We start from the raw sequence: 26,340 nt of genomic DNA on the forward strand, positions 1-26,340 counted from the left end.
TTAATCGATTGTTGCCTTGCACCCCGTTACCTCTCACATGGTTCAGAAATGAGCCACTTGCAGAGAATGTGCGACGAACATCAGCATTCAACAAGAACAAACAAGAAGCAACACGCTTCCTGGCCAAGGTCGGTGGCGGAAAGAAGTGCGAGGGGCGTGGCCGGAACTGCGGGCCGGGCGGGGTGCTGTCGACGGGGTGCGGCACGGCGAAGGGCCGGCCTCCGGGCGCTGTGTCGCCGCGGAAGCCGGCCCCGGGGTTCGCGCCTGGTGGGGAGGCGCGCCGGTCCCGGTCGGTCAGACCGTCGACCGGTTCCACTTCTGGTTGTCGCCGCTGTTGCAGGTCCACTGCTGGAGGGTGGCGCCGTTCCAGGTGCCCCACTCGGAGACGTCGAGGCACTTCTCGCTGTGCCGCGCGACGAGATGGACGTAGTCGCTGGTGTCGGAGGTCTCGACCTTCCACTGCTGGGACGCCGCGCCGTCGCAGGCGTTCTGCACCGCCTGCGCGCCGTCCGTGGTGGAGGCGTCGCTCACGTCCAGACACTTCCCGCTGTGGCGGGCCACGACCTGGACGAAGCCGTCGCCCACGTCCTTGAGCCAGAAGTGCTGGTTCACCTCACCCCCGCAGTTCCACTGGCTGAAAAGGGTCGCGTCCTCGGTCTCGAAGCCCGTGACGTCGGCGCACTTGCCGCTGTTGCGGGCCGCCAGGGCCTCCCAGGCCACGTCCAGGCCGGTCACGGTGCCCGCGGCGGTGTCGATGGTCAGCTCGGGGGAGTAACCCATGGTCATGGTGGTGCTGGTGGGGAACTCGAGCGGCAGCCACACGTACGCCGACTCGTTGACCTTGCCTCCCCACGCGCCGGCCCAGCGGTCGCCCATGTACAGGTAGCTGGTGCCCTCCGTGCCCTGGACCGGCAGCACGTAGGTGGTCTGGCTGCGGTACGTCGTGGAGTCGCCGATGTCCTTGAGGTCGCTCCATTCGCCGGTGATGCCGGTGGCGGTGGCGTATTTCTGCTGGTTGGGCGGCCAGCCGGTGGCGCCGGAGGTGAGCAGGAAGTAGACGCCGTCGCGCTTGAACAGGGCGGGCGCCTCGCGCGACTGCCCGGCCCAGAGCTTCTGGACCTGCGCGTCGATCTGCGTGTAGTCGGCGGTGAGGCGGTAGATGTGCAGGTCGGCGTTCTCGTTGGCCGCGGAGATCATGTAGCCGGTGCCGTCGGTGTCGACGAAGGCGGTGATGTCACGGGACATGTGGCCGAGCGGCCGGAAACTGCCCTTCCAGGTGTAGTCGCCGTCGACGGTGTCGGACACGGCCACGGCGGCGCGCGCCTCGGAGTAGTCGGAGGCGCTGCCCTCCTTGTGCATCCACATCACGAACTGGCCGGTCGACTTGTTGTAGATGACCTTCGGCCGCTCGATGTTGGCGCCCGCCAGCTCCGGGTCGCTCTCCGCGGTCAGGACGTTGTTGCGGAACTCCCATGTCTTCAGGTCGGTGGAGCGGTACACCGAGACGTACCGGAAGCTGTTGTCGCTGTTCCGGTTCTCGCCGAACCAGTAGTAGTGGTTCTCCACCTTGATCACACCGCCGCCGTGGGCGTTCACGGGCTCGCCGTTCGGGTCGGTGAACTGCGTCCCGTTGGCGATGGCGGCCGGGACGGCCTGGGCGGTGCCCGTGGTGGTCAGCAGGGAGAGGAGAAGGGCGGCCACGGCGGAGACGATGACCGCCGTTGTCGATGTCGTACGTCGCATGCGCGATACCTCGGATGTGGGTCGTCGGTCGCGGCGCCCCGCGTCGGGGGGCGCGGACGGACCGGCTCCGGTGGGGGGAAAGAGGGGATGTGGGGGTCGATGCGGGCAGGGGCGCTCCCGGCCCGACGTTATGTTTACGTAAACACGAGGTTTCCCGGAAAGTTTGCGAGAACTCCCCAGTGCTGTCAAGGAGTTGATCGCAGGTTTCGAACTGTCGGCCGGGGGGATCTGGTTACGTAAACATGACGGCGGGAGGAGCGGCGAGGAACGCCCGCGTCACTCCCGGAGCGGGCCGCCGAGGAAGCCCCGCTCGGGAGCCGAGAGATGGAGGACCCGGAAGCGGTCGACGTCCGCGTCGGCGGGCACCTCGGGGCTGTCGGCGGCCCACAGCGTGAGGTGCAACAGCTCCCAGTGGCGCGGGTCCACGGCCAGTGCGCTCGCCACGGCGCCGGCGGCCTCCGCTTCGCGGGCGTGCCGGGCGAGCGCCTCCGCGACGGCCTGGGCCGGTGGCGTGTGGGCCGGTACCGGAATCTTGCGGCGCGTGGCGATCCGGGGCGCCGCCGTGGACGCCGGCCCCTCCGTGTACGCGAGGCCCGTCCAGTGCTGCACCACCGGCCGACCGAAGTCGTTCACGATGCCCTGGAAACCCGGGCCCCACAGAAAGGAGTTCATGCCCTCGGGGCTGGTCCAGAGATAGAACGGCGCGTACTGGTTCACCGGCGACCCGTCCTCCCGCTCCCGCACCAGATACGCCTTGATCCCGAGCCCGCGGAAGTCGTCCAGGAGGGGTCCCTTCGTGGCCACCCGCTCGTGGATGATCCCCATGTCGTAGTCGGCGGGCAGGGTGATCTCGTACTGCATGGCGTGCATCGCACGGCCTCCGGTTTTCTCAAGCGAACGCGACTTTGACTGCGACTTCGACTGCGAGGCGGCTGCGACTCCGCGGCGGCCGTGACCGTGGCTGCGACCGACGACGCGGAGGGGTGGCGGCGCGTCAGGCGGTGCGGGGCGTGAGCAGGGTGAGCAGGCCGCGCACGGCCGTGTCGAAGGCCGCGGGGGAGCCCGACGCCCGGGCCAGTACGTATCCGCCCTGCACGGTGGCGACGATCGTCGCCGCCAGCGCGGCCGGATCCGCGGGTCCCGCCAACTCGCCCTTCTCCAGGCCCTCGCGCACGATCCCGGCCAGCCGGGCGCGCAGCCAGTCCAGGGTCTCGTCGACCGGGGCGCGCAGGACCTCGTCGGACATGACGTCCGGGTCCATGGTCAGCCGGCCGACCGGGCAGCCCCGCAACACGTCGCGCTCGCGCAGGAGGTAGGCCTCCAGGCGCGCGTACGCCGGCCCGTCGCCGCCCAGCACGGCCTCCGCCTGCTCCCGCAGCTCCTCGGCGGTCCGCCGGATCGCCGCCAGCGCCAGGTCGGGCTTCCCCGCGAAGTGGTGGTACATGCTGCCTTGCCCGGCCCCAGCGGCCTGTTGGATCGCCTTGGGGCTGGTGCCGACGTAACCGCGCTCCCACAGGAGTGCGCGGGTGGCCTCGATCAAGCGCTCGGACGTATTCATGGCGGACGTACTCATGGCAGGAGTGTACATACCAGTAGGTACAGAGAGAAGCGGGGGCGGCGCCCGCTACTCCCGGGGGCGTACGGACGATGCCGCCGGCGGTACGACGCCCCGGGCCCCCTTCCCGCGCGACGCTCGACCTGTCGACCCGTACGACGGACGCACGAGGAGCTGAACGGCCATGAACACGCTCGCCTACGAGGGCCCCGGTCCCTGGGTCCTGTTCTTCCCCCTGGTCTGGGCGGCGGTGATCGTCACCGTGGTCGCCGTGCTGCGCCGCGCCGGGTGGCGCGGTCCCCGCGGTCGGCGGGCGCATGCCATCCCCGGCGAGGGGTCCCCGATCGCGCTCCTCGGCCACCGCTTCGCGGCCGGTGAGATCGACGAGGACGAGTACTGGCGCCGGCTGACCGTCCTGGAGGAACAGTTCGGCCGCGCCGCGGCCTCCCGGGGACGTACCGACTGACCTGCCGAAACGCCACCTCCCGGGGGCGTACCGACTGACCTGCCGAAACGCCGCCTCCCGGTCCCACGAGCCGCGGGGGCCGGGAGGCGGCGGCGCGGCCGGAGGTCAGCCGGTGAGGGCCGAGCGGGCGGCCACCGGCGAGGGCAGGGGCTCCGTCGGCGTGCCGAACGGGATGCCGTCCAGGCTCGTGCCCGCCGCGGCGCCCAGGCGGCCGAGCCCGGCGAAGGGGCCGTCGGTGGTCGCGCCGTAGACCGAGTGGAGGCGGGAGGGCAGCGCCACGGTGGGGGCGGGTGCCGGGAGGGTGAACCACACGACCTTCCCGCGCTCGCCGTGCGGGCGGATGCCCCAGCTCTCGCTCACCGCCTCGATGATGGCCAGGCCGCGGCCCGAGGTGGCGAACTGGTCGGCGGTCATGGCGTTCCGCGAGCCCGGCGTGCCGCCGAAGTCCGGTATCCGCGGGTCGTTGTCATGGACCGAGACCGTGAGGCGTTCGAGCATCAGCTCGATCTCGACGGTGCAGGTCTTGTCCGGCTGGGCGTGCCGGTGGACGTTGGTCAGCAGCTCGGTCACGCCGAGCGCCGCATGGTCGATCAAGGCGTCGAGATGCCAGTAGCGCAGATGCGCTGAAACGATTCTGCGGACCTGACCGATCCGCGACGGCAGGGCCTGGAGCTCCACCGTGCAGTGCCTTCTTGGCTCGCTGATCACGGCTGCGACTCCCCGAAGTAGGTCCGGAAGAAGACGAAGGGTCGGATCTTCACTGCGCTGTGCACGGCGGCGGCGGGCTGGTTCACAGCGTCACCGCCGGTAAACCCTCTGTGAGGTATCTCCCAGCGTGAACCAGGTGTGACGGCTCCGCAACTCGCGGCGACCCGCGCCCGCCCCGGCGCGGTGCCCCGGGCGCGGTGCCCCGGTGGTGGCGGGTGCGGGGTCAGCGCGTCCGGGACGCCCGCTTCAAGGCCGCGAGGAAGCGACCGGACCCCGAGGCGTGTTCCCGCGGTCCGTCCATGGTCAGGCGGTAGCGGGTCCCGTTCACCTTCGCCACCGTCTCGTCCGGCTTCGCGAACCAGGGCCGCCCGGCCCGGACCGCGCTCACCGGCGCGCTGTCGATCTCGCTGCCGTAGCTGGTCAGCAGCGACAGCCTGCCGTCCTCGATGCGGACCTCGCCCGCCCGGGTCAGCGACCGGGGCCACCGCTCGATGCGTACACCCGTGGCCGTGAACTCGGGCTCCGTCGTCTCGCCCATTCCGCCCCCTTCGCTCCGGTTGTCCCCACCAGTGTGCCGGGCGGACGGCGGCCACACCAGGGGCCCTTGCGCAAGCGAATCCTATGGAACCCCAAAGCGAAGGTTTGCGCAGGTGAGGGGGCTATCGTCGACAGTGGGGCAACGTCTGGGGCCAACGAGAGGGACAAGGGCGCATGAGCACCACGGAGAACGAGAACACCGCGAGAGACGCGGCGCCGAGCACCGCGTCGGACGCCGGGGCGGGGGCACCGACGGCCGAAGGCCAGGTCACCGCGGGCGCCGACGAGAGCGCCGGCATGCGCGCCTCGGCCACGATCGACGTCGACCGCAGCGACGCGGAGTACCGCGCCTGGCTCAAGGAGGCCGTCCGCAAGGTCCAGGCCGACGCCAACCGCTCGGCCGACACCCACCTCCTGCGCTTCCCCCTGCCCGAGGAGTGGGGCATCGACCTCTACCTCAAGGACGAGTCGACCCACCCGACCGGCAGCCTCAAGCACCGCCTCGCCCGCTCGCTCTTCCTCTACGGCCTGTGCAACGGCTGGATCCGTCCCGGCAAGCCCGTCATCGAGGCGTCCAGCGGCTCGACGGCCGTCTCGGAGGCGTACTTCGCCAAGCTGATCGGTGTGCCGTTCATCGCCGTGATGCCCCGCACGACCAGCCCCGAGAAGTGCCGTCTCATCGAATTCCACGGCGGCCAGTGCCACTTCGTCGACGACTCGCGCAAGATGTACGAGGAGTCGGCCGCCCTCGCCGAGCGGACCGGCGGGCACTACATGGACCAGTTCACCTACGCCGAGCGGGCCACCGACTGGCGCGGCAACAACAACATCGCCGAGTCGATCTACCAGCAGCTCCGGCTGGAGCGGTATCCCGAGCCCGCCTGGATCGTCGCCACCGCGGGCACCGGCGGCACCTCCGCCACCATCGCCCGCTACGTGCACTACCTGCAGCACGACACCAGGATCTGCGTCGCCGACCCGGAGAACTCCTGTTTCTTCGACGGCTGGACCCACGATGACCCCCTGGCGACGGCCGACTGCGGCTCCCGTATCGAGGGCATCGGCCGGCCCCGTATGGAGCCCAGCTTCGTCCCCGGCGCGATCGACCGGATGATGAAGGTCCCGGACGCCGCCAGCATCGCCGCCGTCCGCGCCCTGGAGGCCGCGATCGGCCGCAAGGCGGGCGGCTCCACCGGCACCGGGCTGTGGAGCGCGTTCAAGATCGTCGCCGAGATGGTCGGACAGGGCCGTACGGGCAGCGTCGTCACGCTGCTCTGTGACCCGGGCGACCGCTACCTCGACAAGTACTACTCCGACGCCTGGCTGGCCAGGCAGGGGCTGGACATCGCGCCCTACGCGGCGGCTATCGACCGCTTCCTCGCGACGGGTGCCTGGCCGGAGTGAGCCGCAGGTCCAGCCGGCGCATGGCGTCGCGGAAGGCCTTGCCCACGCCGGGCCGGGCCAGCCGCATCGCCAGCAGACAGGGGGCGGGGCCGTCCACGGCCATCGTCCAGCGGACCCGCGTGCCGGGCCCGGCGGGGGAGAGGGACCACTCCTCCACCATGGCGCGCACGGCCGGCGCGTTGGTCTCGTCGACCCGGTAGGCGTAGCGCCTGTCCGGGTCGGCGGCCATGATCGTCTCCTGGAACCGCACCCCGCCGCGCAACCGGACCGTACGGCCCGTGCCGCCGCCGGTCGGGGTCGCGGAGACGACCGCCGTGAACCAGGAAGGCCAGCTCCCGACCTCCTCGGCCAGCGAGCGGTAGACGGCGTTCGGCGGGGCCGCGAGCTCGGCCGTGAAGACCAGGCGCAGCGGCGCCAAGGCGGCGAAGTCTGTTTCCACGAGCCTGAGTCGGCGCGCCATGGACCGTACCTCCCAGGGGGCAGGGCAGAAGTCCGCACACCATAGCTGGCGGTCCGTCAGATGCCCAGGAGTCCTTCCCGGCCGTCCGGCGGCCGGTCTCAGCCGTCCAGCAGTCCGTCGAGGACGCGGCCGAACATCCGCCGCCCCGCCAGGGCCAGCACGGGATCCAGGGCGCGCGGCACCGCCCGTACCCGCAGCTCCTCCGTCCACACCGCGCGGGAGCCGCCCGAGGGCAGGGCGTACACCTCGATCCGCGCCCGGCCCAGCACCAGGCGGCCGCGTTTCTCCAGGGCGCACACGCCGGGCCGGTCCCGCGCTTCGGGCCCGGTCGGCGGCTCCCAGCGAACGACCTCCATCGGGTCGTCGAAAACGAGCCCGCCGATGCCCGTCCGTGCCACGAACCGGGTGCCCACGCCGGGGGGACCGGGGGTCAGTACGTGCGTACGGGTCAGTGGCACGCGGGCGCCGTGGGCCGGCCAGTCGGTCAGGCGCCGCCACGCCTCGGGCGCGGGAAGGGCGGTGACGCGCTCGATCCGGAAGGCGCTCACCGCGAACTCTCTGTGTTCACGCCGCTCACGATCCCGCGTGCGGACGCCCCTGTCACGTCTCCTCGCCCGCCACCACCAGACCCGGCAGATGCTCCGCCATCTCCGCCCGCGTCCGCGCCGACAGGCCCCGGTCCGTCACCAGTGTGTGCACCTCGTCGAGCCGCGCGAAGGAACTGAGCCCCAGCGTCCCCCACTTGGTGTGGTCGGCGACCACCACCACCCGGCGGGCCGAGCGCATCAGCAGCCGGTTGGTCTCGGCCTCCGCCAGGTTCGGCGTCGACAGGCCCGCCTCCAGGGAGATGCCGTGCACGCCGAGGAACAGCATGTCGAAGTGGAGCGAGCGGATCGCCTGGTCGGCGACCGGGCCCACCAACGCGTCCGACGGGGTGCGCACCCCGCCGGTCAGGACCACCGTCGCCGCACCGGCACGCGTCTCGGCCGCCGAGCCGGGCCGGTGCGCGGTGTGGAAGACGTCGGCGACCCGGACCGAGTTGGTCACCACGGTCAGATCCGGCACCTCCAGCAACTGCCGGGCCAGGGCGAACGTGGTCGTACCCCCCGACAGGGCGATCGCCGCGCCCGGCGTCACCATCCGCGCCGCCGCCAGGGCGATCTCGTCCTTCGCGCCCGCTTCCAAGGCGGACTTGGCCTCGAATCCGGGCTCGTGCGTGCTGGCCTCGACCACCGGCACCGCGCCGCCGTGCACCTTCTCCACCACGCCCTGCCGGGCCAGTGCGTCCAGGTCCCGGCGGACGGTCATGTCCGAGACGTTGAGCCGCCGCGTCAGTTCGTTGACCCGGACACCGCCACGTCGCCTGACCTCGTCCAGAATGAGGGCGCGCCGCTGTTCGGCGAGGAGATTCTGATGGTCGCTCACCACCGGGTGCCGTTCCTTCCGCAGGGGACTGGGGGATTGCCGACGGATTCCGTGAGAGGCCCTGCGCGACCCCGCGGCCTTCCGCGATCCTGTGTGTGCCGTCGCATACTCCCATCCAGAGAGTGAGACACCGAAGTGTCCCCTGCCACACCTGTCCGGAAGATCGGGGGTGCGGCGCTCGAACTCCTCGTCCACGGTGTCGGCGGCGCCACGCCGCAGGACATGCTGGACGACCCGCGTACCGTCCGGGTCACCGGAGACACGACCGCCGCCATGCACCGCCGTGCCGACGACCTGGACGCCGAGGAGCACCCCGAGCGCTACGCCGACCGGCCGGTCCCCGAGGCGTACTGCTGGTCCAACCTCACCTCCGGCAACGGAGCCCGCGCCCTGTGGCTGCTGCTCCTGCCGTTCATGGTGGCCAACCTCGCGCACTGGATGCGCCCGCCCGCACACGGCCGCGCCGGCCTGCTGCGGCTGTACGGAGTCCTGGTGCGGCTCGTCGCGCTCACCCTGACGGCGCTGCTCACCGCCGCCGCCTGCGAGGTCGCGCTCGACCTGACGGCGTGGCAGTGCGCGGGTGTCGCCGCCTGCGCGGAGGACCGCTCCTGGCTCGGTTTCCTCTCCGCCGACCGCGGCGGCTGGTGGTCCCAGCCGGGCCGCCGCCTCGCCCTGGCCTCGGTCGTCCCGGCCGTGCTCGTTGGACTCCTCTGGTACCTCTCCAACCGCACCTGGAGCGCTTACGAGGCGCAGCGCCCGCCCACCGGGTACGACGACCTGGCCGCCGAGACCCCGCAGACGGCCTCCGCCGCGCCTCTCATCGCGCCCGGTCCGCCCGCCGCCGAGCCGCTGCTCGCGCCCGCGCCGGACGCCGACTCCTCCGACGCGGAGGCCGCCACCGTCGACCCCGCCGAGGCGGACGCCTCCGCCTCCTCCGCCGGCTCCGAACCCCCGGTCCGGCTCCGGCCCGCGCTCGGCCGCCCCGGCTTCTGGTACGGGCGCCGGATCGTCGCCCGGCTCCGCGCCGCCCACACGGCCGTCGGCTTCCTCACCGTGGCGGCGGCCCTCATCGGCGCCGCCGTCCGCCATGACCGGCAGGCCGCCGACTCCCTCGGCGAATACCTCGGCCGCGGCCTCCAGGCCGCCCTCGTCGTCCTCGCCGCCGTCATCCTCTGGGTGGTCTGCCGCCGGGGCCGCAGCGAGAAGCGCCTCGACCTGCGCGTCGAACGCGCGCTCGTCTCCTGGCTGCCGGGCGCCTCCCTCGTCGTGCTGCTGCTGGCCGTCGTGTACGCGGGATGGTCCCGGCCCGGCTGGCGCTCCACCGGCACCCTCCCCGGCGATGTCGCCTTCGGCGCCCTGACCCTGGCCCAGGGCGGACTCGTCGTCGCCCTCGGCGTCGTGGCCCTCCTGCTGCACCGCCCCCACCGCCACCCCCGTACCGCCATGTACGGCCTCGGCGGACCCGCCGTCGCCATGCTGGCCTGCGCGCTCGGCGGCGTCATGTCCGGCGGTGTCGCCCAGCGCGTCGCCGACTGGCTCGACGGGCCCGCCACCCCCGGCATGGGGGAGGGGCCGCTCGTCGGGCCGCCCGTGCTGCTGAGCTGGCAGGCGTCCGTCATCCCGGTGCTGCTCCTGATGCTCCTCGTGCCGTGCGCGTTCCTCGCCCTGCGGACCGCGCGGGCCGCCCGCCGCCTCGGGCCCGTCGTCGAGACCGACTACGGCACGGAGGACCCCGACCCGGTCCGTACCGGACGCATCGCCTCCGGCCGGGCCCGCGCCGGACTCACCGACGCCGCGCCCGCCCTGGTCGGCATCGTCTCCGGGGCCACCCTGCTGCTCGGCGCCGCGTCGGTCGCCGGCGCCTGGGCCAGCGACAACGTCCCCGGGCGCGCCTTCGACGGCGCCCACCCGGCCATCGCCTCCGCCGCCGACACCGCCCAGGCCCTCGGCTCCTGGATGATCGGCTTCGGCTTCATACTGTTCGTCACCTGGGGCCGCCGCGCCTACAAGGACCCCTCCGCCCGCCGCACCATCGGCATCCTCTGGGACGTCGGCACCTTCTGGCCGCGCGCCGCGCACCCCTTCGCCCCGCCCTGCTACGCCGAACGGGCCGTCCCGGACCTGACCTGGCGGATGCGCTCCTGGACCGGCCACACCGGCGGCCGGCTCGTCATCTCCGGCCACTCCCAGGGCAGCGTGCTCGCCGCGGCCGCCGTCTGGCAGCTCCCGCCCGCGACGCGCAAGCGGGTCGCGCTGCTCACCTACGGCTCCCCGCTGGAGCGGCTCTACGGCCGGTGGTTCCCGGCCTACTTCGGCCCGGACGCCCTGCGCGGGCTGCACCGCACGGTGCACTGCTGGAGCAACCTCTACCGCGCCACCGACCCCATCGGCGGCCCGGTCCGGGTGCCCGCCGAGGGGGACAAGCCCGCCGTCGACTGCCCCGTCCTGCTCGACCCCGTCGCCTACGGCCGGACCCACGCGCACCCGCTGCCCGAACCGATCCTGGGGCACTCCGACTACCAGGCCCACCCGTCCTTCGCCGACGAACGCACCGGACTCCTCGACCGGTTGCCGCCCGCCCTGCCCCGCCAGCGCTCCGAGGGGACCGGGCGCGGCGGCGACGGGGCCGCGCCTCAGGGGAGTTCGGGCAGATCCTCCGGATAGAGCAGGGTCAGGTCGTCCGTGTTCGCCTCGGCGAGCACGGCGACCCGGCCGGCGTGCCGCTCCACCATCGACTCGAACGTCTGGCGGGCCGTGCGCCCGTTGCCGAACGCCGGGCCCTTCGGCAGTTCGCCGAAGTACTTCCGCAGCGCCTCGTCCGTGCCCGGCGCGAGCCGGTACTCGTGCTCGTCGGCCTGCTGCTCCACGATCCGCACCAGCTCGTCCGGTACGTAGTCGCTGAAGGTGATGGTCCGTGAGAAGCGGGACGCCACACCGGGGTTGACGGTCAGGAACCGCTCCATCTCCGCGGTGTAGCCGGCGACGATGACGACGACCGCGTCACGGTGGTCCTCCATCAGCTTCACCAGGGTGTCGATCGCCTCACGCCCGAAGTCCCGCCCGGAGTCCTCGGGCGACAGGGCGTACGCCTCGTCGACGAACAACACCCCGCCGCGCGCCCGGTCGAACGCCTCCTGGGTACGGATCGCGGTCGAGCCGATGTGCTCGCCGACCAGGTCGACCCGGGACACCTCGACCAGGTGGCCGCGCTCCAGGACGCCGAGCGACGCCAGGATCTCGCCGTAGAGCCGGGCCACCGTCGTCTTGCCGGTGCCGGGGTTGCCGGTGAAGACCAGATGGCGGCGGACGGAGGCCGCCTTGAGCCCGGCCTCCTGGCGCCTGCGCCCCACCTCGATCATGTTGGTCAGCGTGCGGACCTCCAGCTTCACGCTCTCCAGGCCCACCAGCGCGTCCAGTTCGCCCAGCACGTCCTGCGAGGAGCGCGCCTCGACCACGGCGGGAGCCGGCTCGGGGTCCGCCCCGACCGGGGGCGCGGGCGCGGCGGCGCGCGGCCCCGGGACGGTGCCGAGCAGTCCCGCCGTCCGGGTCGCGGAGGCGTGCGCGGTCAGGACGGAGCCGCTGTCGGCCGGAGCCGTACGCACCCCGCTCTCGTCGCTCGTGCACTCCTCCGCCACGGGGCCGTCCTCGGCGAACTCGTACCCGCCGCGCGCGCACCGCTCCGTGCGGCACTTGCGCAGGGTGGTGCGGCAGCCGTCCATCACGTGGAAGCCGTATCCGCCGCTCCCGGTCACCCGGCAGCCGGCGAACGAGCCGCGCCCCTCCGCCGAGACGTAGAACCCGGCCTCCGCCGGCGAGGTGACCGTGCAGCGCTCGATCGTGGGGTCGGCGCCCTTGGTGACGATGACCCCGGTCTGCACGGCGTCGATGGTGCAGCCGCTCAGCGTGCCGCCGCTGCCGTGGTCGCGGAACCAGGCGCCCGTGGAGGCCTCCCGGATCCGGCAGTCGTCGAGCTGGGCGGTCGCCCCGTCGCTCACCGAGACCGCGGTGTTCCGCACCTGCGACAGGTCGCTGTCGACGACGTCGGCGCGGGAGCCCCGGTCGAGGACGAACAGCGCGTCGGGCACGTCGTGCACCCGGCAGGCGTCGAGGACGACCGTCGCACCGTCGCTGACCCAGACCGCCGGATAGTCACCCGTACTGTCGTGGATCTCGCACTGGTTGGCGTCCACCCGCGTGCCCGGGTCCCACACCGAGAGGCCGTTGCGCCCGAAGCGGCGCACGGTGGAGCGGGTGAGCGTCAGGACGGAACGGGAGCGCAGATCGACGGCGTTCTCGGGGATGTCGTGGATGTCGCAGTCGGAGAGGGTGAGGACCGCGTCCGTGTCCAGCGTGATGCCGTCGGCCGAGGTGCGGTGCACGGAGGAGTCGGTGAGGTGGGCGGTGGCGCGCGCGGCGATCTGCAGCCCGGCGCCCTTGATCTCGTACACCTCGCAGCCGATCCCCTCCAGGCCGCTGCCCTCGCCGTTGACGGTGATCCCCGCGCCCGAGGCGTGGTGGACCCGGCAGCGTTCCAGCCGAGGGTGCGCGCCGCCGCGCACGGAGATGCCGGACTGGCCGGCCGAGACGACCTCGCACTCCTCGAACACCCCGCCCGCACCGTCCAGTACGGCGATCCCGACCCCGGCGGGGTTGTCGACCGTGCAGCGCCGGACGGTGGGCCGGGCCGCGCCGCGGACCTCGAGCCCGGCGGCGGAGCGGGTCACGATCCGCAGGTCGAGCAGCTCCGGTGTGCCGTCCTCGACCAGCAGCGCGGGAGCGGCCGTGTCCTGGCCCTCGACGTGCAGGTCCTGGACGGTGGCGGACGCGCGGACGGTGAGCGGCACGCCGTCGACCGGGGCGATCCGGACCGAGCCGAGGCCGCCCTCGGGCCCGCGCAGGGTGACGGCCCGCTGGATGACGAGGTTCTCGCGGTACGTGCCGGGCGCGACGGTGAGGACGTCGCCGTCTCCGGCGGCCTCCAGAGCCGCGGCGAGGGAGGCGTACTCACCCGTGCGCCGGCGCCACCGCGAGGTGCCGGTGTGCGTGACCTGGACCGTGCCCTGTGCCATGGGTGTGTTCTGCCCCCGCCTCATGCGACGCCGCTGATCCGATGCCCCACCGTAGCGCGCGCGGGGGCGAGGGGTTGACGAGTCAGCTGCCCGCGTCCGTACGGCCCGAGCCGGGACCGGTCCGGGCCCACGCACGGTCGAGGCGTGCGTACCGACGGTGTACGAGACGGCGTACGACCGCCCGTCCGGCGGCCTCGAGGAACACGGCGGTCAGGGCCGCCGCGAAGACGCCGACGACGACGGCGTGGGTCTTTGCGGTCTCCCGCTCCATCGGCGGGGACACGGGGCGTCCACCGTCGTCGGTCCACGGCGGCCTGGAGGGAGGCGTCGGTGCGGGCGCCGGTGGTTCAACCGACGGCGGGCGGGAGGAGCTGCCTCGCGACACGCCAGGGCGGGCGGCCGGGCGCGTGCGCCTCAGTCGAGGATCTTGACCTCGTCGCCGGTCCGGAGGGTGCCGGTGTGCTCGGGGACCAGGTTCTGCCCGAAGATCAGCCGGTTGCCGTCCTTGCGGTGCCGGGCGAGGGTCCGCAGCGGTTCCCTGCCGCGCTCGGCGGTCGTCTGGTCGGTGGTGGTGACCACGCACCGGCCGCACGAGCGGGCGACCCGGAAGGTGACCTCGCCGATGGCGAGCCGGGTCCAGTCGTCCTCGGCCCAGGGCGCGGTGCCGTCCAGGACCACGTTCGGCCGGAAACGGTCCATCGGCAGGGGTCCCTCACCGGCGTGCTCGCCCTGCGCGATGAGCGCGTTGAGGGCGTCGAGGGAGGCGGAGGTGGTGACCAGAAGGGGATAGCCGTCCGCGAAGCTCACCGTCTCGCCGGGCAGCGCGTACGCCGGGTTGATCGGACGGCGGTGCGCCGGCTCGTCCATGTGGACGAGCCGGGCCTCGGTCTCCAGGAAGGCGCTGAACCACGCGTCGGCCGCCGGGCCGGCCGGTACCGCGTCCACGGGAGTGTCGAAGACCTCCACCCGGATCGTGGACGACGGCCGCGGCACCTCGACGGTCAGGGGCGCGTGGCCGGGAGCGGACAGCCTGAGGGAGCCGTCCGGCAGCGGCTCGGCCGACGCCAACGCCATCCGTGGATGTCGGCGTTGCGTCATCACGCTGCCGGACGCGTCCACGACGGCCCAGCGGCGGTCGTCGGCCAGTCCCCATGGCTCGACCTCCGCCTCGGCGCGCGCGCATCCGCGCAGCGCCTTGACCGGGTGGACGTGGAGGGAGCGCACGACAGCGATCGACATGCCGTCATCCTGCCAGTCGCTCCGCTCCGGGGTCGGTCAATATCCCCCGCCCTGGTAGGGGCGGTTGTAGGGGTCGTCGTACGGAGCGGGCGCGGGCCGTGCGGCCGCCGGACGCATCGCCTCGTACCCCGTGCCCATCGGGCGCTGCGGCTGCTGGGGCTGGGCGCCCGGGTAGCCGCGCGGGCCGGCCGGCTGCTGGGGGATGTACGGCGCCGGGGCGTGCTGCAGCGGGACGGGGGCCATCTGCTGCTGCATGGGCTGGGGGTAGCCGTAGGCGTTGCCACCGTAGGACGGGGTGGAGTGGCTGGGTGCCGCCGGGAGGGCGGGCAGGGCCGAGGGCAGCGCCGGCAGGTAGCTGTTGCCGGTGTCGTAGGCGGAAGGCACTCGGATCGGAGCGATCTGAGGCGTGCCCCGCTCGGCGACCAGGGAGTCGTAGATCGGGGTGTCGGGGAACGACGGCGCGGTGTAGTAACCGCCTCCGTAGGTGGAGCGCGGGGAGGTCATGGCACATAAGTTAAGCCCACGATGTGCTGGTTGGGGAGCCCGATAAGAGGGTTGTTTGACTGGTTCTGCGCGACTGTCGATCGACAATGCGAGCGAACGCGACAAAAACGGTCGCTCAAGAGAGCGTCGATCTTGAAAACCCGAGCTGGGGAGGGGTTACCCACGGGTCGGCCGGGTCGGTCCGGCATGCCCGGCATTAGGTTGACGTAAAGAAATCTTGTTGTCCGAGCGGCCGTGATGGGGGCGAGCGTGTCCATGCTTAAAGGAGCGAATGTTCCGGTGCCCGCGCGGAAGGTGCGCGTGGAATTGGGGTGGCGTTCAGGTGCGGGTGTGCCGGATGTCGACGCCTCGGCGCTACTCCTTGTGTCGGGGAAAGTGCGCTCCGACGCCGACTTCGTTTTCTACAACCAGCCGCGGCACTCCTCCGGGGCCGTCCGGCACGAGGGGAAGGACGCCTCCAGGGGTGCGTCGGGGCCCGTGACGGACGCCGTCGAAGTGGACCTGGGGCGTGTCGAGCCGGCCGTCGAGCGGATCGTCCTCGCCGCCTCCGCCGACGGCGGCACCTTCGGCGGCGTCCCCGGACTGCACATCCGGGTGCTCGACGCGGAGAGCGGGGCCGAGATCGCCCGGTACGACAGCACCGACGCCACCGTGGAGACGGCCTTCGTCCTCGGGGAGCTCTACCGCCGCCAGGGCGCCTGGAAGTTCCGGGCCGTGGGGCAGGGGTACGGCTCCGGCCTGGAGGGTCTCGCCACGGACTTCGGCATCGCGGTCGACGAGCCCCAACGGCCGACGGCCCCTCAGGCCGCGCCCCTCTCGCCCGCCGCCGCCCCGCGAACCGCAGCCGTACCGGCGCCCGCCGCCGCCCCGCACCCCGCAGCCGTACCGCCGCCCGCCGCGCCGGCACCCTCCCAGCCCGTGCGCCTCACCAAAGTCACCCTGACGAAGGAGTCGCCGACCGTCTCCCTCGCCAAGCAGGGCGGCACCTCCGGGGCGCTGCGCGTGAACCTGAACTGGCAGACCCGCAAACAGTTCACCGGCTGGGGCGCCAAACTCGGCCGCGCCATCGCCCAGCACGCCGACCTCGACCTCGACCTGTGCGCCCTCTACGAACTCGCCGACGGCCGCAAAGGAGTGGTTCAGGCGCTCGGCAACGCCTTCGGCTCCCTGCACCAGCCGCCGTACATCCATCTCGACGGCGACGACCGCACCGGAGACCTCGCCTCCGGCGAGAACCTCACCATCAACCTCGACCACCGCGGCGAACTCCGCCGCGTCCTCGTCTTCGTCACCATCTACGAAGGCGCGCGCAGCTTCGCCGACCTGCACGCCACCGTCACCCTCCAGCCACAGCACGGCGCGCCCGTCGACTTCTCCCTCGACGACTGCACCGTCCCCTCCACCGTCTGCGCCCTCGCCCTCCTCACCCAGGAGAACGGCGACCTGGTCGTCCGGCGCGAGGCCCGCTACCTCGTCCCCCAGCGCGGAGTCAGCCCGCAACGAACGGTCGACCAGGCCTACGGCTGGGGCATGAACTGGACCCCCGGCCGCAAATGACCGGAGCCCGGGAGCCCGTCCGTGCGCCTACCGATCGGGGGCGGCCTGGGGCCGGGCGTACGTCCGGCCCTTCCACGCCGCCCCCTGGCCTCGGTAGTGCCGGACGGCCGAGTCCACCGTCATCAGGAGGTACAGCAGAGCGGTGAAGGGGAGCGTCGGAGCGAGCCAGAGCGGCTGACGGTAGTAGCGGAGCATCGGCAGGTACATCCCCGCCATCACCGCCCAGGCGAGCGCGCCGGCCGCCCCCGCCATCGCGTCGCCGCCGAACATCCCCGCCAGCAGGGCGACCGGGGGAGCGAGATAGACGACGGCGAGACCGGCGACCGTGCAGACCAGCACGAGCGGGTTGTGGCGCAGTTGGGCGTACGCGCTGCGCGACACCATCCGCCACAGGTCGGCGAGGCGCGGGTACGGCCGGATGCTGTCGACCCGCTCCGCGAGCCCCAGCCAGATCCGCCCGCCGGCCCGGCGTACCGCGCGAGCCAGCGACACGTCGTCGATCACCGCCTGCCGGATCACCTCCGGGACGCCCGCCCGCACGGCGGTCTCCGTCCGCAGCAGGACACAGCCGCCCGCGGCGGCCGTCGCGCGGGGCCGGCGGCCGTTGATCCAGCGGAAGGGGTAGAGCTGGGCGAAGAAGTAGACGAAGGCCGGGACGACCAGCCGCTCCCAGCCGCTCGCCACCCGCAGCCGGGCCATCTGGGAGACCAGGTCCAGATCGTTCGCCGTGGCCGCGGTCACCAGCAGCCGCAGGCTGTCCGGCTCGTGCGCGATGTCGGCGTCCGTGAGCAGCAGGTACTCCGGTCCCCGCGCGCGTGCCAGCGCCATCCCGTGCCGCAGCGCCCACAGCTTCCCGGTCCAGCCGGCCTCCGGTTCGCCCGGGGTGACGACGGTCAGCGGCAGCCCGCCGTACCGCTCGGCCAGCTGTCGCGCGAGCCGGCCCGTGCCGTCGGCGCTGTTGTCGTCGACCAGCACCACCTCCGCCTCGCCCGGATAGTCCTGGGTGAGCAGCGACGGCAGGCTCAGCGGCAGCACCTCCGCCTCGTCCCGCGCCGGTACGACGACGGCGACGCGCGGCCAGTGCCGCGGCTCCACGCGCGCGTGGCCGATGTCTCCGACGTCTCCGGGGAGGCGCTGGTCGGTGCGCCAGAAGAACCCCTGACCCAGCAGCAGCCACCCCCAGGCGGCCAGCGAACCCACGGCGATCCAGGCAATGGCGCTCATTCGCCGCAGTCTGCCCCAGATCGCCGGGGACGCAAGGGTGGTCGGCTAGGGTGACCGGGTGAAGATCGCGCTCATGGACTCCGGAATCGGCCTGCTCCCGGCGGCGGCCGCGGTTCGCCGCCTGCGGCCCGACGCTGATCTCGTCCTCTCCTCGGACCCCGACGGCCTGCCCTGGGGCCCGCGCACCCCCGACGACCTCACCCTCCGCGCGCTGGCCGTCGCCCGCGCGGCAGCGGCCCACGAGCCGGACGCCCTGATCGTCGCGTGCAACACCGCATCCGTCCACGCCCTGCCCGCCATCCGCGCCGAACTCGAGCCGCGGATCCCGGTCATCGGCACCGTCCCCGCGATCAAGCCGGCGGCCTCGAACGGCGGCAAGGTCGCCATCTGGGCGACCCCGGCCACCACCGGCAGCCCGTACCAGAGCGGACTGATCCGCGAGTTCGCCGAAGGCGCCGAGGTTACCGAGGTGCCCTGCCCCGGCCTCGCCGACGCGGTGGAGAGCGCCGACCCGGTCGCCGTCGAGCGCGCCGTGGCGGCCGCGGCCGCCCTCACCCCCCGGGGCGTCCACGCCCTCGTCCTCGGGTGCACGCACTACGAACTGGTCGTCGAGCGGATCCGTACGGCCGTCCAGGACACCGACCTGCCCGACGTGGTTTTCCACGGCTCCGCAGGGGCAGTCGCCGCACAAGCGCTGCGCCGCATCGGCGCCGAGCCCGCATCCGCGGCGGCCCCCGTCGGCGGTCTGACCGTGATCCACAGCGGCCGGCCCGCCGCACTGCCGTCCGCCGCCCTCTCCTACGCGGAAGGGCGGCTGCTCGGAGCGGCGACCGCGGCCCGCTGACGGCATCCGGCCCGGGTGCGCAGCGGGCGCCGCGTGAGCGGAGTGTGAGTAGGCTGCGAGCCATGAGGGACCATCGCCGTCATCCCCATCACCCCCGGCCGCCGAACACCGACGTTCCGGTTCCCGAGGTCTGGACGGGCCGCGCCACCAACCGTTTCCAGTGGCTGCTGGCGTTCGCGGGCGTCGCGTTCGTGGCGCTCGGCATCGAGCTGGCCGTGGACTCCCCGTGGACCTCCGGCATCGCGCCGCTGCTCATGTCGGTCATCGGCTGCGTGGCGGCGGGGCTCCTGATGCTGTTCGGCACCCTCGCGTTCGTCCATGTGGCGGTCAAGGTCGACGACACCGCGCTGGAGGTCCGCTGCGGGCACGTCGGCGTACCGCGCCGCCGGATCCCGCTCTCCCAGGTGGTCGGCGTCGAGGTCGCGCCGGTCACCCCGCGTCACTGGGGCGGCTGGGGCTATCGGTGGCGCCCCGAGAAGGGGATGGGGGTCATCGTCCGCCGGGGCGAGGCGCTCGTCCTGGAGCTGGTCGACGGACGCGTGTTCACGGTCACGGTCGACGACGCGGAGGAGGCCGTCCGCGTCATCCGCGGCCGCCTGACCCAGCCCGCCACGACCACCCCCGTCACCCCACCCACCCCCGACGCCGCAGGCCCTCCCGCCCCACCGACCCCGACGGGGCCGACGAGCGCCTGACGGGGGCCCGGCGTGGCGTACGCCCGGCCGCGAGCGTGTGCGGGCGATGCCGGGCCGGACCGGACTTTACGAATACGGCCTGGGTCGTGTCGGGAGAGTAGCGCCGTCTGCGCGCAGGGCAGGGCCCGCGGCGTCTGGTGCGTGCGATCGCAAGGCGGAGGGTCGCCCTCGTACGGGGCGTACTCGGGTGATCCCGACAACGCAGCGTGGGGGCACCTCCCGTGCCCGAAGGGCCACGGGGGAGCGTGCAGGCGTCGCGTGCAAGGCGAGACTTTACGGGCACGGCCTAGGCGCCGTCCCGGACGCCCGCCCGCCAGGCGCCGTGCGGGTCCGCCGACGGGGGGCGGGCCGTCGCGAGGCCCGCGAGGAGGCCGATGCCCGCGGTCACCGGGGTGAAGCTCAGCGCGTTGCCGACCGTCGCCAGAACCGCGAGGGCCGTCAGCGTGGCGCCGGCCGTCAGCGTCACCGCCGTCGAGCGGGGCGAGACGCCCAGGCCCCACACCAGCCATCCGTAGGCCGCGCCCAGGAGCACGACCCCGGGGACGCCCTGCTCCGCCGCCTGCTGGAGCGGCGCCGAGTGCGGCTTGCCGTCCGCCGCGAGCGTCTCCCGGGCGGTCGGACTCAGCGCACCGAACCGGTCGGGGCCGGCGCCCAGGAGCGGGTTCTCCTTCGCCAGCGTCACGGCGTCCCGCCAGAGCAGAACCCGATGGCCGGTCAGCTGGCCCTCCAGCGAGACCGTCAGCCCCTCGGGCAGGGCGTCCTCGGCGACCGCCCAGGAGGCGCCGGCGACCAGACCGGTCGCCAGGACGAGCCCCGCCAGGCCGACGGCCCGGCGCCGCATCCGTACCGCGGCGAGCGAGCAGAGGAGGACCCCCAGCGCGGCGAGGGAGCCCACCACCGAGCCGAGCGCCAGAGCCACGCCCGCGATCCCGAGCGCCAGCCCCCGGAGCAGCAGCCGTACGGGCCCCGCGTCGGCCGCCGCGGCCGCGCAGCAGGCCGCGCCGGCCGCGAGGACGAGCAGCGCCGCGGCCGCTCCCGTGTGACCGGGAGGGACGGCCGCGGCCGGCGTGGCGCCGGGGACGCCGGGCCCCGAGGCGAGCGCCAGGCCCAGCGCCGCCAGCGACGCGGCCGCCGCCGCGGCGACCGGCAGGAGCGTGCCGCAGATCCGGCCGCAGGCGTAGCCGGCGGACAGGGCGAGGACGGCGAGGAGGATCCCCTCCGGGCGGGCGTCCCGGCCGGCGGCGCTGATCAGCGACCATGCCGCACAGGCGCCCAGGACCAGGGCCCCGGCGACGTCCGGCGCTCGGCCGCGCTCCCGCGCCGCCACCCGCTCGACCGCAGGTGCAGCCATGCCCGTCGACCCCCGTTCAGCCTGGCGGACACCGTAACGGGACGGCAGGGGTTTGTGGAGAGAAAGCGCAGAAACGTTGCAGCAGTGGTGGACGAGGCGGGGGCGGGGCGGGACGGCGGTGGGGTGCGGGGTCGGGTGCCGAGGGGGCAGGGGCCGGTCGCACGGGGCGGGAGGAGCTGGGGTCGGCCAACGGGGCCGGGAGGTCCGGTCAAGAGTGGGGGGCCTCGGCCGGTCGCGCGGGGCGGAGCTGGGGCGGGAGGCGCCCGGGTCGCCGGTGAGGCGGGAAACCGTCCCCGCCGGCGCCTCGGCGGGACGCCCCCGTCAAGAAGGGGGAGTGGCCCGGGTCGGCCTCCGGAGGGGAAGCCTCCGTCGAGACGGGGGCGCTGCCGCGTCGGACTCCGTCGCCGACGTCGCCCGCGCCCGTCCCGCCCTGGTCGGCGGGCCGCGCCGTAGACTCCGCGTGTGAGCACCACCATCTCCCCCGTCGACGCCTCCGGCCCCGCCCCGGACCCCGAACCGGCCGCCGACGGCGGGCCCCGGCGCATCGGGCGGCGGCTCCTGCGGCCGGGCGCCGCCGCGCTGTCCGGGATCATGCTCTTCCTGAGCTTCCCGCCCCGCCCGCTGTGGTGGCTCGCGCTGCCCGGTTTCGCGCTCCTCGGCTGGGCCCTCCACGGCCGCCGGCCGCGCGCCGGCTTCGGCCTCGGCTATCTCGCCGGGCTCGGCTTCCTGCTGCCCCTGCTCGTCTGGACGGGTGAGGAGGTCGGCCCCGTGCCCTGGATCGCCCTCGCGGCGGTGGAGGCGCTGTTCGTCGCCGCCGCGGGCCTGGGGATCGCGGTCGTCTCGCGACTGCCCGCCTGGCCGGTGTTCGCCGCGGCGGTGTGGATCCTCGCCGAGGCGGCACGCGCGCGTGTGCCCTTCGGCGGCTTCCCCTGGGGCAAGATCGCCTTCGGGCAGGCGGACGGCGTCTTCCTGCCCCTGGCCGCCGTGGGCGGCACCCCGGTGCTCGGGTTCGCCGTCGCGCTCTGCGGCTTCGGGCTGTACGAGATCCTCCGGCAGCTCCGCGCCCGCCGGGTGACCGGCGCCTTCGCGCGCCGCTCCCTCACCGCGGCCGTCCTCGCCGTCCTCGTCCCGGTCACCGGCGCCGTCGCCGCGCTGCCCCTGGTCGACGACGCGGCCGAGGACGGCACCGCCACCGTCGCCGCCGTCCAGGGCAACGTGCCGCGCCTCGGGCTCGACTTCAACTCCCAGCGGCGTGCCGTCCTCGACAACCACGCCAACCGGACCAAGGAGCTGGCCGAGGACGTCAAGGCCGGCCGGAAGCCCCAGCCCGACTTCGTGCTGTGGCCGGAGAACTCCTCCGACATCGACCCGCTGGCCAACCCCGACGCCAGGGACGTCATCGACGAGGCGGTCGGCGCGATCGGGGTCCCGACCGTGATCGGCGCGGTCATCGCCCCCGACACCGGCAAGCTGCGCAACACCCTCATCGAGTGGGACCCGGAGAAGGGCCCCGTCGCCACCTACGACAAGCGGCACGTCCAGCCGTTCGGCGAGTACATCCCGATGCGGCCCTTCGTCCGCCTCTTCAACAGCGACGTCGACCGGGTGAGCCGCGACTTCGGCCCCGGCGACAAAGTCGGGGTCTTCGACCTCGCGGGGACCCGCGTAGGGCTCGCCACTTGCTACGAAGCGGCCTTCGACTGGGCCGTGCGGGACACCGTCACCCATGGCGCCCAGCTGATCACCGTACCGAGCAACAACGCCACCTTCGGCCGCAGCGAGATGACCTACCAGCAGCTGGCGATGTCCCGGGTCCGGGCCGTCGAGCACAGCCGCTCCGTCGTCGTGCCGGTCACGAGCGGCGTCAGCGCGATCATCATGCCGGACGGGAAGATCGTGCGGGAATCGCGGATGTTCACCCCCGACGTGCTGGTCGATGAGGTGCCGCTGCGCTCCTCGCTCACCCCGGCCACCCGCATGGGCACCCTGCCCGAGGCGCTTCTGGTCGCGCTCGCCGCCGCCGGACTCGGCTGGTCGGCGCTCCGTTCCCTGCGCGCCCGCCGGGAGGCCCGGTCCGAGGGCGCCTGATCGGCGGCGTCTAGGGTCGGGGCATGGGTACTCCTGACTTCATCCGCGAGCTGCGGGCCACCGCCGGCCACCAGCTGCTGTTCCTGCCGGGCGTGAGCGTCGTCGTCTTCGACGACCGGGGTCGCGTGCTGCTCGGCCGGCGCGCCGACAACGGCCTGTGGTCGATCATCGGCGGCATCGTCGAGCCCGGCGAGCAGCCCGCCGACTGCGCCGTGCGCGAGGTGTACGAGGAGACCGCCGTGCGCTGCGAGGTCGAGCGGGTCGTGCTCGTCGAGACCCTGCGCAAGCCCGTCGTCTACGCCAACGGCGACCAGTGCCAGTTCATGGACATCTCCTTCCGCTGCCGGGCCGTCGGCGGCGAGGCGCGGGTGAACGACGAGGAGTCCACGGAGGTCGGCTGGTTCGAGGTGGACCGGCTCCCGGAGCTGAAGCGGTTCGCGCGCTTCCGGATCGAGCAGGCGCTCTCCGACGGACCCACATGGTTCGACACCACGCCACAACACTGAAGTATGGGTGCAGCGCACATCGGTCGCGGGTGGGGCGCTTCATAAGGTGCGGAGCATGAGCGCCCCCTCCACCTCAGGTCCCGCACCGGCCCCGGCACCCCTCGTCCCGCCCCGCCCGGCGGGGACTTCCGCCGAAGCGCCGGCCCCCGCCCCGGCCCCGGCTCCCGCCCTCGCCTCCGTCGCGCTCGACCTCACCGGTCGCAGCGCGCTCGTCACCGGCGCGGCCGGGGGCATCGGACGCGCCTGCGCGCTCCGGCTCGCCGCCGCCGGAGCTCGCGTCCGCGCCGTCGACCGGGCCGGCGACGGGCTCGCGGCCCTCGCCGACCAGGCCACCGGCCTCCCCGGCACGGTGGAGCCGCAGCTCCTGGACCTTACCGACCTGGACGCCGCGGAGGCCGCCGCCGCGGGCGCCGACATCCTCGTGAACAACGCCGGACTGCAACTGGTCCGCCCCATCGAGGAGTTCCCGCCCGACGTCTTCCACACCGTGCTCACGGTCATGCTGGAGGCCCCCTTCCGGCTGATCAGGGGCGCCCTGCCGCACATGTACGCCCAGGGCTGGGGCCGGATCGTCAACGTCTCCTCCGTCCACGGCCTGCGCGCCTCCGCCTACAAGTCCGCCTATGTGGCCGCCAAACACGGTCTCGAAGGACTCTCCAAGACCGCCGCGCTCGAAGGCGCCGCCCACGGGGTCACCTCCAACTGCGTCAACCCCGGCTATGTGCGGACACCACTGGTCGAGCGGCAGATCGCCGACCAGGCGGCCGCCCACGCCATCCCCCCGGAGCGGGTCCTGGCCGACGTCCTCCTCAAGGACTCGGCGCTGAAGCGGCTCATCGAACCCGACGAGGTCGCCGAGGCGGTGCTCTACCTCTGCACCCCGCAGGCGTCCTTCATCACCGGCACCTCCCTGACCCTCGACGGGGGCTGGACCGCGCACTGAGCGTCGTCCACAGGGCTGGTGCGATCACCCGTACGGCAGGTATCCCTGTGTCCATGTCCCAAGAACAGGTCTCCTACCTGGAACTCCTCGCCCGAGGGGCCGCGACGGAGGCATACGACCGGCCCGTGCTGCTCGCCCGCGCGAGCGGCGCCGGCCCCGAGGCGCTGGCCGGGCTCGAACGGGCCAAGCGGCTCGCCCTGCGGGTGCGGGCCGAGCTGGAGGGGCGGCGCCGCCGCGAGGCGGAGCTCTCCGCCCTCTTCGAGACCGCCCACGACCTCGCCGGACTGCGCGACCTCGACGCGGTGCTCCGCGCCATCGTCCAGCGCGCCCGCTCCCTCCTCGGCACCGAGGTCGCCTACCTCAGCCTCAACGACCCCGTCGCCGGCGACACGTACATGCGCGTCACCGAGGGTTCGGTCTCGGCGCGTTTCCAGCAGGTCCGGCTCGGCATGGGGGAGGGGCTCGGCGGTCTCGTCGCCCAGACCGCCCGGCCATACGTCACCGAGAGCTACTTCGACGACCCCCGCTTCCAGCACACCGCCACCATCGACTCCGCCGTGGGCGACGAAGGGCTCGTCGCCATCCTCGGCGTGCCCCTGACGCTGGGCAGCCAGGTCATCGGGGTGCTCTACGCCGCCGATCGCCGCGCCCGCGTCTTCGAGCGGGAACAGGTCGCCCTCCTCGGCTCCCTCGCCGCGCACGCCGCCGTCGCCATCGACACGGCCAACCTCCTCGCGGAGACCCGCTCCGCCCTCGCCGAGCTGGAGCGGGCCAACGACATCATCCGCGAGCACAGCGGCGTCATCGAACGGGCCTCGGAGGTCCACGACCGGCTCACCGAACTCGTCCTGCGCGGCGGCGGCGTCCCGGACGTCGCGAGCGCCGTCTCCGAAGTCCTCGGCGGCACGGTCGCGTTCGTCGAGGGCGCGGGGACCACCGCACCGGTCGCCGACGGCCACGCGATCCGGGACGGGGACCACTGGGTGGCCGCGGTCTCGGCCGGCGGCGAGACTTTCGGCGCCCTCGTCCTGAGCGGCCAGCCCGACCTCGACCCCGTCGACCAGCGCACCCTGGAGCGGGCCGCCCTGGTCACCTCCCTACTCCTGCTGGCCCGCCGCTCGGCCGGCGAGGCGGAACAGCGGGTGCGCGGCGAACTGCTCGACGACCTCCTCGACGCCCCCGACCGGGACCGCCGCCTGCTGCGCGAGCGCGCCGTCCGCCTCCGTACCGACATCGACGCGCCCCATGTGGTGCTCGCCGCCCGCATCGACCGGGGCGGGGCGGGGAGCGAAGGGGAGAGCGGGGTACGGGAGAGCGCCGACCGCCAGCGGCTCTGGTCGGCCGCCTCGCACCTGGCCGCCACCCGGCACGGCCTCGCCTCCGCGCGCGACGGCGGGACGGTGCTGCTGCTTCCCCTCGGCCGTGGCGAGAGCGCCGCCGAACTGGCCCGGCAGACCGCCAAGCACCTCGGCGGCGCCGTGCGCGAACCGGTCACCGTCGGCGCCTCCGCCCCCGTCGAAGCGTCGCTCGCCCGCCCCGGCCAGGTCGCCATCGCCTACGGGGAGGCCCGCCGCTGCCTGGACGCGCTGCGCCTGCTGCACCGCTCCGGAGAGGGTGCGGCCGCCGAGGACCTGGGCTTCCTCGGTCTGCTCCTCGCCGACGGCCGGGACATCGAGGGCTTCGTCGACCGCACGATCGGCGAGGTCGTGGCGTACGACGCGCGGCGTGGCACGGACCTGGTGCGGACCATGGACGCGTACTTCGCGAGCGGCATGAGCCCCGCGCGGACGAAGGACGACCTCCACGTCCACGTGAACACCGTTGCCCAGCGCATCGAACGGATCGGACGCCTCCTCGGCCCCGACTGGCAGTCACCGGCCCGCGCCCTGGAGATCCAACTGGCCCTGCGCCTGCACGCCATGGCGCCGGCGGTCGCCCGCTGAGGGCCTCGGCGGGGCGGACGGTGAGGCGTTGACGGCGAAGGCGCCGGCTCCCCGTGGGGAACCGGCGCCTTCGCCGGGG

The 26,340-nt window shown here is 73.6% G+C and carries 24 protein-coding genes; 10 read left to right on the forward strand and 14 right to left on the reverse strand.

The window, feature by feature from the left end:
* Positions 1-294: 294 nt before the first annotated feature.
* The 3 genes from ACZ6RC_RS16310 to ACZ6RC_RS16320 all read right to left on the reverse strand — a co-directional run bounded on the left by ACZ6RC_RS16310 (position 295) and on the right by ACZ6RC_RS16320 (position 3,301).
* Positions 295-1,743: an RICIN domain-containing protein gene (locus ACZ6RC_RS16310; RefSeq protein ID WP_469583322.1), complete on the reverse strand. Its 1,449-nt coding sequence runs from the start codon at positions 1,741-1,743 to the stop codon at positions 295-297.
* 276 nt (positions 1,744-2,019) lie between these two features.
* Positions 2,020-2,613 carry a DUF4865 family protein gene (locus tag ACZ6RC_RS16315; protein ID WP_469583326.1) on the reverse strand — a complete coding sequence of 198 codons (594 nt, stop codon included), beginning with the start codon at positions 2,611-2,613 and terminating at the stop codon, positions 2,020-2,022.
* Positions 2,614-2,737: 124 nt separating this feature from the next.
* On the reverse strand, positions 2,738-3,301 hold the full coding sequence (locus ACZ6RC_RS16320) for a TetR/AcrR family transcriptional regulator (RefSeq protein ID WP_469584333.1): 564 nt from the start codon (positions 3,299-3,301) through the stop codon (positions 2,738-2,740).
* Between the two features lie 181 nt (positions 3,302-3,482).
* Here ACZ6RC_RS16320 and ACZ6RC_RS16325 point away from each other — a divergent pair, with 181 nt between their 5' ends.
* The gene (locus ACZ6RC_RS16325; protein ID WP_391137977.1) at positions 3,483-3,764 is read left to right on the forward strand and encodes an SHOCT domain-containing protein; all 282 of its coding nucleotides are present in this window, start codon (positions 3,483-3,485) and stop codon (positions 3,762-3,764) included.
* Between the two features lie 105 nt (positions 3,765-3,869).
* On the opposite strand, the gene ACZ6RC_RS16330 is transcribed toward ACZ6RC_RS16325, so the two are convergent.
* On the reverse strand, positions 3,870-4,472 hold the full coding sequence (locus ACZ6RC_RS16330; RefSeq protein ID WP_469583329.1) for an ATP-binding protein: 603 nt from the start codon (positions 4,470-4,472) through the stop codon (positions 3,870-3,872).
* A 223-nt stretch (positions 4,473-4,695) separates the two neighbouring features.
* Positions 4,696-5,010 carry a hypothetical protein gene (locus ACZ6RC_RS16335; protein WP_391137971.1) on the reverse strand — a complete coding sequence of 105 codons (315 nt, stop codon included), beginning with the start codon at positions 5,008-5,010 and terminating at the stop codon, positions 4,696-4,698.
* A gap of 296 nt (positions 5,011-5,306) precedes the next feature.
* Here ACZ6RC_RS16335 and cds1 point away from each other — a divergent pair, with 296 nt between their 5' ends.
* Positions 5,307-6,413 carry an L-cysteine desulfhydrase Cds1 gene (cds1, locus tag ACZ6RC_RS16340; protein WP_469584338.1) on the forward strand — a complete coding sequence of 369 codons (1,107 nt, stop codon included), beginning with the start codon at positions 5,307-5,309 and terminating at the stop codon, positions 6,411-6,413.
* On the opposite strand, the gene ACZ6RC_RS16345 is transcribed toward cds1, so the two are convergent.
* From ACZ6RC_RS16345 to ACZ6RC_RS16355, 3 genes are all read right to left on the reverse strand, one after another.
* Positions 6,373-6,873, reverse strand: coding sequence for an SRPBCC family protein (locus tag ACZ6RC_RS16345; RefSeq protein WP_391137965.1), 501 nt, complete (start codon positions 6,871-6,873; stop codon positions 6,373-6,375). The two genes, cds1 and ACZ6RC_RS16345, sit on opposite strands and share 41 nt — an antisense overlap.
* Positions 6,874-6,971: 98 nt before the next feature.
* Positions 6,972-7,421: an SRPBCC family protein gene (locus tag ACZ6RC_RS16350; RefSeq protein WP_469583334.1), complete on the reverse strand. Its 450-nt coding sequence runs from the start codon at positions 7,419-7,421 to the stop codon at positions 6,972-6,974.
* A gap of 52 nt (positions 7,422-7,473) precedes the next feature.
* Positions 7,474-8,298, reverse strand: a complete 825-nt coding sequence (locus ACZ6RC_RS16355) for a DeoR/GlpR family DNA-binding transcription regulator (RefSeq protein WP_469583337.1) — start codon at positions 8,296-8,298, stop codon at positions 7,474-7,476.
* Between the two features lie 135 nt (positions 8,299-8,433).
* On the opposite strand from ACZ6RC_RS16355, the gene ACZ6RC_RS16360 reads away from it, so the two are divergent.
* On the forward strand, positions 8,434-10,962 hold the full coding sequence (locus tag ACZ6RC_RS16360; RefSeq protein ID WP_469583339.1) for a hypothetical protein: 2,529 nt from the start codon (positions 8,434-8,436) through the stop codon (positions 10,960-10,962).
* On the opposite strand, the gene ACZ6RC_RS16365 is transcribed toward ACZ6RC_RS16360, so the two are convergent.
* From ACZ6RC_RS16365 to ACZ6RC_RS16380, 4 genes are all read right to left on the reverse strand, one after another.
* On the reverse strand, positions 10,932-13,367 hold the full coding sequence (locus tag ACZ6RC_RS16365; protein WP_469583342.1) for a right-handed parallel beta-helix repeat-containing protein: 2,436 nt from the start codon (positions 13,365-13,367) through the stop codon (positions 10,932-10,934). The genes ACZ6RC_RS16360 and ACZ6RC_RS16365 overlap by 31 nt on opposite strands.
* 82 nt (positions 13,368-13,449) lie before the next feature.
* Positions 13,450-13,650 carry a hypothetical protein gene (locus ACZ6RC_RS16370; RefSeq protein ID WP_469583345.1) on the reverse strand — a complete coding sequence of 67 codons (201 nt, stop codon included), beginning with the start codon at positions 13,648-13,650 and terminating at the stop codon, positions 13,450-13,452.
* A 131-nt stretch (positions 13,651-13,781) separates the two neighbouring features.
* Positions 13,782-14,606, reverse strand: a complete 825-nt coding sequence (locus tag ACZ6RC_RS16375; protein ID WP_469583348.1) for an MOSC domain-containing protein — start codon at positions 14,604-14,606, stop codon at positions 13,782-13,784.
* 36 nt (positions 14,607-14,642) lie between these two features.
* Positions 14,643-15,110, reverse strand: coding sequence for a DUF6643 family protein (locus ACZ6RC_RS16380; RefSeq protein ID WP_391137944.1), 468 nt, complete (start codon positions 15,108-15,110; stop codon positions 14,643-14,645).
* Positions 15,111-15,347: 237 nt separating this feature from the next.
* Between ACZ6RC_RS16380 and ACZ6RC_RS16385 the strand changes: the two genes are divergently transcribed.
* The gene (locus ACZ6RC_RS16385) at positions 15,348-16,667 is read left to right on the forward strand and encodes a TerD family protein (RefSeq protein WP_469584341.1); all 1,320 of its coding nucleotides are present in this window, start codon (positions 15,348-15,350) and stop codon (positions 16,665-16,667) included.
* A gap of 27 nt (positions 16,668-16,694) precedes the next feature.
* Here the strand turns inward: ACZ6RC_RS16385 and ACZ6RC_RS16390 are convergent, their stop codons facing one another.
* The gene (locus ACZ6RC_RS16390) at positions 16,695-17,891 is read right to left on the reverse strand and encodes a glycosyltransferase (RefSeq protein WP_469583352.1); all 1,197 of its coding nucleotides are present in this window, start codon (positions 17,889-17,891) and stop codon (positions 16,695-16,697) included.
* Between the two features lie 58 nt (positions 17,892-17,949).
* Between ACZ6RC_RS16390 and ACZ6RC_RS16395 the strand changes: the two genes are divergently transcribed.
* Positions 17,950-18,735 carry a glutamate racemase gene (locus ACZ6RC_RS16395; RefSeq protein ID WP_391137938.1) on the forward strand — a complete coding sequence of 262 codons (786 nt, stop codon included), beginning with the start codon at positions 17,950-17,952 and terminating at the stop codon, positions 18,733-18,735.
* Between the two features lie 62 nt (positions 18,736-18,797).
* On the forward strand, positions 18,798-19,430 hold the full coding sequence (locus tag ACZ6RC_RS16400; protein WP_469583356.1) for a hypothetical protein: 633 nt from the start codon (positions 18,798-18,800) through the stop codon (positions 19,428-19,430).
* A gap of 286 nt (positions 19,431-19,716) precedes the next feature.
* Here ACZ6RC_RS16400 and ACZ6RC_RS16405 read toward each other — a convergent pair whose 3' ends face one another.
* Entirely contained in the window at positions 19,717-20,781 is a 1,065-nt protein-coding gene (locus ACZ6RC_RS16405) for an O-antigen ligase family protein (RefSeq protein ID WP_469583358.1), read from the reverse strand.
* Between the two features lie 462 nt (positions 20,782-21,243).
* On the opposite strand from ACZ6RC_RS16405, the gene lnt reads away from it, so the two are divergent.
* Genes lnt through ACZ6RC_RS16425 form a run of 4 tightly spaced genes read left to right on the forward strand, consistent with a single transcriptional unit; the run spans position 21,244 to position 26,261 of the window.
* Entirely contained in the window at positions 21,244-22,869 is a 1,626-nt protein-coding gene (gene lnt, locus ACZ6RC_RS16410; protein WP_469583361.1) for an apolipoprotein N-acyltransferase, read from the forward strand.
* A gap of 23 nt (positions 22,870-22,892) precedes the next feature.
* Positions 22,893-23,375 (forward strand): NUDIX hydrolase, encoded by a 483-nt coding sequence (locus ACZ6RC_RS16415; RefSeq protein WP_391137926.1) that lies wholly within the window; start codon positions 22,893-22,895, stop codon positions 23,373-23,375.
* A 55-nt stretch (positions 23,376-23,430) separates the two neighbouring features.
* Positions 23,431-24,318: a 3-hydroxybutyrate dehydrogenase gene (locus tag ACZ6RC_RS16420; RefSeq protein ID WP_469583367.1), complete on the forward strand. Its 888-nt coding sequence runs from the start codon at positions 23,431-23,433 to the stop codon at positions 24,316-24,318.
* Between the two features lie 53 nt (positions 24,319-24,371).
* A complete protein-coding gene (locus ACZ6RC_RS16425; protein WP_469583369.1) occupies positions 24,372-26,261 on the forward strand; it encodes a helix-turn-helix domain-containing protein in 1,890 nt (629 codons plus the stop codon).
* The last annotated feature ends 79 nt before the right edge of the window (positions 26,262-26,340 follow it).

This window comes from Streptomyces sp. NPDC048353 (genome assembly GCF_055587165.1).